Annotated in this window: 9 protein-coding genes; 3 read left to right on the forward strand and 6 right to left on the reverse strand. The window is 42.4% G+C overall.

Annotation, left to right across the window (positions count from 1 at the left end; genetic code table 11):
* The 5 genes from AC1DCD_RS09910 to AC1DCD_RS09930 form a co-directional block, all read right to left on the reverse strand.
* Positions 1-392 (reverse strand): relaxase/mobilization nuclease domain-containing protein (locus tag AC1DCD_RS09910; RefSeq protein ID WP_464682278.1); only part of this gene is annotated, 392 nt, incomplete at its 3' end.
* The gene (locus AC1DCD_RS09915; RefSeq protein ID WP_008449726.1) at positions 376-807 is read right to left on the reverse strand and encodes a plasmid mobilization protein; all 432 of its coding nucleotides are present in this window, start codon (positions 805-807) and stop codon (positions 376-378) included. The genes AC1DCD_RS09910 and AC1DCD_RS09915, both read right to left, overlap by 17 nt.
* A gap of 360 nt (positions 808-1,167) precedes the next feature.
* Positions 1,168-1,629, reverse strand: coding sequence for a DUF3408 domain-containing protein (locus AC1DCD_RS09920; RefSeq protein WP_008449678.1), 462 nt, complete (start codon positions 1,627-1,629; stop codon positions 1,168-1,170).
* A gap of 4 nt (positions 1,630-1,633) precedes the next feature.
* Positions 1,634-2,602 carry a toprim domain-containing protein gene (locus AC1DCD_RS09925; protein ID WP_009012342.1) on the reverse strand — a complete coding sequence of 323 codons (969 nt, stop codon included), beginning with the start codon at positions 2,600-2,602 and terminating at the stop codon, positions 1,634-1,636.
* 181 nt (positions 2,603-2,783) lie between these two features.
* Complete coding sequence (locus tag AC1DCD_RS09930; protein ID WP_464641341.1) at positions 2,784-4,148, reverse strand: virulence-associated E family protein; 1,365 nt, start codon at positions 4,146-4,148, stop codon at positions 2,784-2,786.
* Between the two features lies 1 nt (position 4,149).
* Here AC1DCD_RS09930 and AC1DCD_RS09935 point away from each other — a divergent pair, with 1 nt between their 5' ends.
* The 3 genes from AC1DCD_RS09935 (at position 4,150) to AC1DCD_RS09945 (ending at position 5,129) form a co-directional block, all read left to right on the forward strand.
* Positions 4,150-4,305: a hypothetical protein gene (locus AC1DCD_RS09935; protein WP_199897353.1), complete on the forward strand. Its 156-nt coding sequence runs from the start codon at positions 4,150-4,152 to the stop codon at positions 4,303-4,305.
* Between the two features lie 219 nt (positions 4,306-4,524).
* Positions 4,525-4,827, forward strand: coding sequence for a helix-turn-helix domain-containing protein (locus AC1DCD_RS09940; protein WP_008449658.1), 303 nt, complete (start codon positions 4,525-4,527; stop codon positions 4,825-4,827).
* Positions 4,828-4,838: 11 nt separating this feature from the next.
* Positions 4,839-5,129 (forward strand): helix-turn-helix domain-containing protein, encoded by a 291-nt coding sequence (locus tag AC1DCD_RS09945; RefSeq protein WP_008449754.1) that lies wholly within the window; start codon positions 4,839-4,841, stop codon positions 5,127-5,129.
* A 277-nt stretch (positions 5,130-5,406) separates the two neighbouring features.
* Here AC1DCD_RS09945 and AC1DCD_RS09950 read toward each other — a convergent pair whose 3' ends face one another.
* A complete protein-coding gene (locus tag AC1DCD_RS09950) occupies positions 5,407-5,706 on the reverse strand; it encodes a response regulator transcription factor (RefSeq protein WP_009012343.1) in 300 nt (99 codons plus the stop codon).
* Between the last annotated feature and the right edge of the window lie 113 nt (positions 5,707-5,819).

The following is a 5,819-nucleotide window of genomic DNA, read 5'->3' on the forward strand; positions in this document are numbered from 1 at the left end:
TTGCTCACAAAAGTAGTATCATAGACCTCTCCGTACAAACTGATGCGGTTGGCAATGATGTGAATGTGTCTGTTGTCGGTATCCTTGTGCGTTACCGCCACCCATTGGTGGTTGTCAAGTCCCATTCGCTTGGCAAACAAATGGGCTATCCACATGAGTTCGGACACAGGTAGCTTTCTTTCGTCTTGTGGTGCGATGCCTATTTCAATGCGTAGGAACTTGTTCCTGCAACGGCTGTTGTAGTTACTGACCACTTTCATTTCCTCATAGATAGTCTTTGGATCCCTGCTGCAAAGATTGTGGAAGGCAAGTCGATAGCCAAGCTTGCCCTCTCTGAAGATATAGTCTAAAGCCGTGCTGCCGTGCGCTATCGCCTTACATTTTCCTATCATTTCTTGTTAGATTTAAGACCTTATATACCTCATCTTCCACACGAAAATGAGGGTCGTAAAACCGCTTAAATGCTTCTTTTGCACATAGTGATAGGTTCTTTGTGATGAGTACCCACCTTTCGTCCTTGACCTTGATGAGATTGGATACCTGTCCATAGAACTTTCCTGTATGATGGAGAATGGCAATGGCTTCCCTCTCATTGTCTGTCATCTTGGGAACGGCTGTTACTTCTCCGTTAAGGAGTATCTCACGGCAGTAATCTGAGAACTTCCGCCCTGCACTTTCCGCTTTTGACTTGATACGCTGCTTCTCTTCTAAGGTGCATCTTACCTTGATGAACTCCGTTTTGTTCATCCGCTGTTCTTCCTTATCCTGTTGCTGCCATCGGGCAGCTTTTCCTTTGTATCTTTTCATATAAGTTTCTTAGAAAGTTAATCATTGTAGATGATTCATTGTTTCTTAATTCCTGAATACTGACCGATGAGAACGGAGTGATTACGGTCTTATCTCCCCGACAATCGAACGAGGGGAGCAAGAGCAGTTTGTGGGTACAAACTGACGTCTTGCAATGTCAGCTAACGAAACGTTTACGCATAAAGCGTTTTGGTTATTAAAAGCGAATGCCGTGCATTCAGTATCTAACTGCGTTCGTAGCGTTCCCACCATTCAGTGTTTTTAGCAAAAGTTCGTTGCCTTACTCTCTGAAAAGTGTCGAGGGTTTTGAGTGAAAGAGGTGTTCCTTTTTCTGAAACCCCTCGACCATTTTCTTGCGGTTCACAGTTTTCTCCATTTCTCTACATCCTCACCGTATTCCCCCAAATGGATGCGCACGATGTTCTCCACGAAACTTGAAAGATTGCTACCCCTGTCACCCAACCTGCGAACGATGAAGTCGGCACGTTCCTGCGTCTCCCTGCTCAGGTAAACCGCCTTTCTCTCACTTAGCTTTGTCGGAACGAGGAACGCCTGCTTGTATGCGTCGAGTGTCTCTTTTCTCATCTTGGCACTGATGCGTTTTTGAACGGTTGCATGCTCTGTATGCTGTGCAGGCTCGGCTGGCGTAACATACTTTATGACATGTTCTGTTCCTTGTTGTTTTTGCTCTTGAATATTTTTCATTCCCTTTGCTCGAAATTCAGCGACGGTTTGTTCACTTGAACTTTCAGCTTGGCTCATACTGAAAGATTTCCTGATGGTATTTTCCATTTCCTCTTTGCTGACTGTTTTCTTTTCCATACCTCTATCTTATTTTAAGTTTGACTTGTTTTCTTTTGTTGCTTGTATTGGGAGTTTTCTCCAACTTTTTCTGTTGCTCACGGACACGACTGACATGAAACTCGTTGAGGTCTTTGAAGTCTCTATAATACACTGCCATATCTTCTACCTTAAAACCTGTGTTTACAAATTCCTGCACAGCTTTTCGACCTGCATCGTCATTATCAAGAAAAGCACGAACAGAGGTTATATTTCTTTTATTCAGGTAGTGAATACTTCTTACAACATTACTCACGGAATTCATCACAAGGCATTGGTTGGTTACTTCCTCTTTCATTGAAAGGAAAGAAAGAAAATCCATAAAGCCCTCGAACAGACAGACAGGTTGTGCCTTGTCCTCAAATATAGGGGTGATGTCTTTCGGGGCAATCGTTCCCTTAAACAAATGATTGTCCCGTAGTTCATAACCACCTGAAGAATTGGCAAAGCCGATGGCTTCATATCTTCTTTCCCTTACCTCGTAGCTGATACATTTGAGAAAGGGTGTTGCCTTTTCTAAATCAATACAGCGTTCCTTTTTGAGATACTCCTGCAGGTGCGGCGGCAAGGTGTCTGAGATGCTTGTCAGTCTCCTTGTTCCGCTTGCTGTTATATCCTTTCTTTGATTTGGACTGATAGATGTTTCTCTCTTTGAAGAACAGGAGCAGTACGCTGTATGCTCTAAAGCGTTCTGCCCCAAACGGCAGATGGCTTCCGAGAGCGTGCAGCCTTCCAAGCGTATACAAAGGTCGATGATACTTCCGCCCCTGCCTTCGGCATAGTCTATCCAAAGGTTCTTTTCCGTGTCCACCTTGAAACTCGGATGAGTTTCCTCCCTGAGTGGTGAGCGATACATGACATAGGTAGATGTTTTACGGACAGGCCTAATGCCTTTCCTTTCGAGATATTCCACGATGGAATATCGTTTGATTAGTGATAAATCTTCTTTTTTCATTGTTTTGATACTTTAATGGGTTGAATGATAATTATTTATGCTTGTCTGTTTTATGGTTTTACCGTTTCCAAAGTTTTTCCCCTCCAAACTTTTTCATCTTTCTTCTTACTACATATTATTTTGTGATAAGTGATTGATAATCAGTATTACTTTGTAGTATAAGACAATACTACACATTCTACTACATTTGACTACTACAAGTTTGAAGGAGCGGGCAGGGCAAGATTTTCCTAATCTTGTAGACATAGATGGGGCTACCACCGTTTCTTCGTTTGCTCACCTTTATATATTCTGCTTTCTTCAAGGCTTCGCCCATACGTTTGGCAACAAGTGGCTGGTGGGTATAAATACCCAAATAGGTGAGTATCTCCGTAGTGGTCATTAACGAATAGTTTTCGTCCTCCGCTGGTTTCTCGAAGCAACGCAGCAAGAGTTCCATCTCAGCGGTCTGTACCTGAAAGTCCTCACTCTCCCTGTATAGTTCGGCAATCTCTTCATCATCAAACCAATAGCGGAAACCTGACTTTAGCAGGGCTTTGGCTTCAGCATAGACATTGTCCATTGAAATACGCTTGGCTTTCTCTATGTCTATGGAAAGTACTTCAAAGGGCAGGAACCTTCTGCTGCCTGTCGGGTCTGTAAGAAAGTCATTGCCGTTCACTGATGCCACAAAGCTTGCCAAGTGGGGATGCTCCTCCACGTACTTGTCATACGGCATACGGTACTTGACCATCGGACAGGTGATGAGGTTTTTCAGCTCGTTCTCATCCCGCTTATTGAGGGCTTTTAGCTGGTCGTCTATGTTTACGATAAGGTTCTGACCGATATAAGTGAGTGTGTCCTTTTCCTGCGGATATATTTTTCCTGTGTAACTGTAACCGTGCAGTGCTGGGGAACAGAGCAGGTCAAGGAACGTGGTCTTGAACTTGCCCTGCTCGCCTGTGAGTACGAGGCAGGTATGGTTACGGCACTCACGGTCGTCCATTGCGTTGGCAACCACTGCCACGAGCCACTTGGTGAGGTACGGCAGCCATTTGTCGGAGTTGCGCACGACAACGCAACTTGCCAAGTCGGGAATGGCTTTCAGTGAAAGGGAAACTTTATTTCCACAATCAGGGTTACTGCTGCCTATATCCGTTGCAGACAACTTTTTGAAATACTCCTGTATGGAGTTGATGCGTGGAGAGAAACTGCTCTCGATGATGGAATAGAGATTATCAGAAGATGTGATAATCCCGATGTCGTTGTCTATCTCCCTGCGGAGCGTGTTGATTTCATAGCGACCCACTTTTGAGAAATGAGCATCGTTCTTGCTTCGGTATTCGGTTCTTCCCAATACAGTGTTGTATCTGAACTCATAGCGAGAGGACAGATAGGTTTCTATCTCACCGTTTTTTGAGGAAGTCTTCTTTTGCTTGGACATATTGTTTCCTCCCTCCGATTTACCTTTATCTGCATTCTTCTTCATTATATGCTTGGTTTGGTTTCCAAGAGTGAAGTTATGAAGAGAACAAGAAAGTGCCAAGCATTCGGAGAGTGCTTGCATAATGTTGCGTACATTGGCTATGAATTTCTCACAGATTTTTGACAAGAAACTGTTGGAAAGTATGGATTTAAGCCCAAAACAAGAGGACAAGTGTGTAAAGGATGCAAGAAAGGCAGGTGCTAATTTGCTACAATACGCATCGTATTGCGTCGGCTAAAAGGATATGATAAAATGGAGTAAAGAGACAAAGAAAGAGAGCGACAATCCTTTTGCCATTTCCATGTTTTTCCCTCTATTTCCCTACTGTTCCCTCGTGCTTTGAAGTATGGCAAACACTCTCTACTTTTGCAGGCAGAAATATGCGGTGAAACGCAAGACGGACAAAGGTTTTATTAAACCAATAAGACAGAAATACAAACAAAACAATAATAAAACTATGGGATATTTTATCATTACGGATTCAAACTGGGCAAAGCTGAGGAACGAGATTCTCAGCCTTGCCGAGACCTGCCACAAGGCATTCGGGGAACGAAGCAGGCACACCGATTGGCTGCACAACGGTGATGTGTGCAGGCTGCTTAATATCAGCAAGCGCACCTTGCAGCACTACCGTGATACGGGTGTGTTGCCCTTTGCCCAAATCGGGCATAAGTGCTACTACAAGCGTGAGGACGTGGAACAGTTGCTCCAAACAAAAACGGAGAAAGCTGAAACGGGAAAAACTAAAATCAACAAATAGACACGAAGATTATGGAACAGGTAAGAGATTTGAATATAGAGGCGGACGATATGCAGGTGGTGCTGTCAGCTATCAGCGGAGTAAGCAAGAGAATTAAGGAAGTGGCACAGACACACAAGCCGCTATTTGGCGATGAGCACTTCCTTACAGGTAAGGAAGTATGCGAGAGGCTGTATATCAGCCCTCGCACCTTGCAGGACTATCGGGACAGGAGGATTATTCCTTACACACAGTTTGCAGGGAAGATACTTTATAAGGAGTCGGATTTGGAAAAAATGTTGGAGGAGAATTATAAGAGGTAACGAAACCTCTGCAAAAGTCCGTAAAAAGAAGAATAAAGTGAATATAACTTACTGATAATCAATCATAGTTTTTCTTCTAAAAATAGTTTTGCAGAGGTCTCGGTAACAGGTATATTGCAAGTAGCTATTCAGCGACAAAGGACATAAAACAATATTAATAATCAAATAGTTACTTGTAATTACTAGACATTTCAATCCGTATATCTTCAGTAGAAAATCCAACAAAACCACTTTTCGATATCAACTTTTGCCTGATACGATATTTTGGAGATAGTACTCAAATTAGATTATAATCCTCTACATATTGTATGGCCTCAGTAATATTGCTAACTCCAAGTTTTTTGAATATGTTTGTTCTGTGAGTCTTGATTGTAGTTATCGAAACAGAGAGATACTCTGCGATGTTCGCTATGCTTTTACCATTTGCACTTTGCCCAATAATAACTTTTTCCATATTAGTTAAATGTGAATTATTGGTTTGCACCCATTTATCGTTTCTCAATTCAAAATGATAGTCAACCCCAGATAACTTAACCAAGGCGTTCCCTATTTGTTTTCTTGTTGAATACGTTAACATACAAATTCCTAGTGTAATATGTTTGTTACTGTCAATTAAGTAATGATTAAAAAATAACTTGGTACATTTTCAGGCCAAAGACATCGGCATTGAACAATGTATTCAATTCGATA

It is taken from the genome of Prevotella sp. C0209C1 (assembly GCF_056583855.1).

Bases quoted from the DNA above. Each gene is read 5' to 3' on its own strand.
- AC1DCD_RS09940 (WP_008449658.1), top strand. From the start codon at position 4,525: ATGGGATATTTTATCATTACGGATTCAAACTGGGCAAAGCTGAGGAAC.
- AC1DCD_RS09925 (WP_009012342.1), bottom strand. From the start codon at position 2,602: ATGAAAAAAGAAGATTTATCACTAATCAAACGATATTCCATCGTGGAA.
- AC1DCD_RS09930 (WP_464641341.1), bottom strand. From the start codon at position 4,148: ATGCAAGCACTCTCCGAATGCTTGGCACTTTCTTGTTCTCTTCATAAC.
- AC1DCD_RS09915 (WP_008449726.1), bottom strand. From the start codon at position 807: ATGAAAAGATACAAAGGAAAAGCTGCCCGATGGCAGCAACAGGATAAG.
- AC1DCD_RS09945 (WP_008449754.1), top strand. From the start codon at position 4,839: ATGGAACAGGTAAGAGATTTGAATATAGAGGCGGACGATATGCAGGTG.
- AC1DCD_RS09935 (WP_199897353.1), top strand. From the start codon at position 4,150: ATGTTGCGTACATTGGCTATGAATTTCTCACAGATTTTTGACAAGAAA.
- AC1DCD_RS09920 (WP_008449678.1), bottom strand. From the start codon at position 1,629: ATGGAAAAGAAAACAGTCAGCAAAGAGGAAATGGAAAATACCATCAGG.
- AC1DCD_RS09950 (WP_009012343.1), bottom strand. From the start codon at position 5,706: ATGTTAACGTATTCAACAAGAAAACAAATAGGGAACGCCTTGGTTAAG.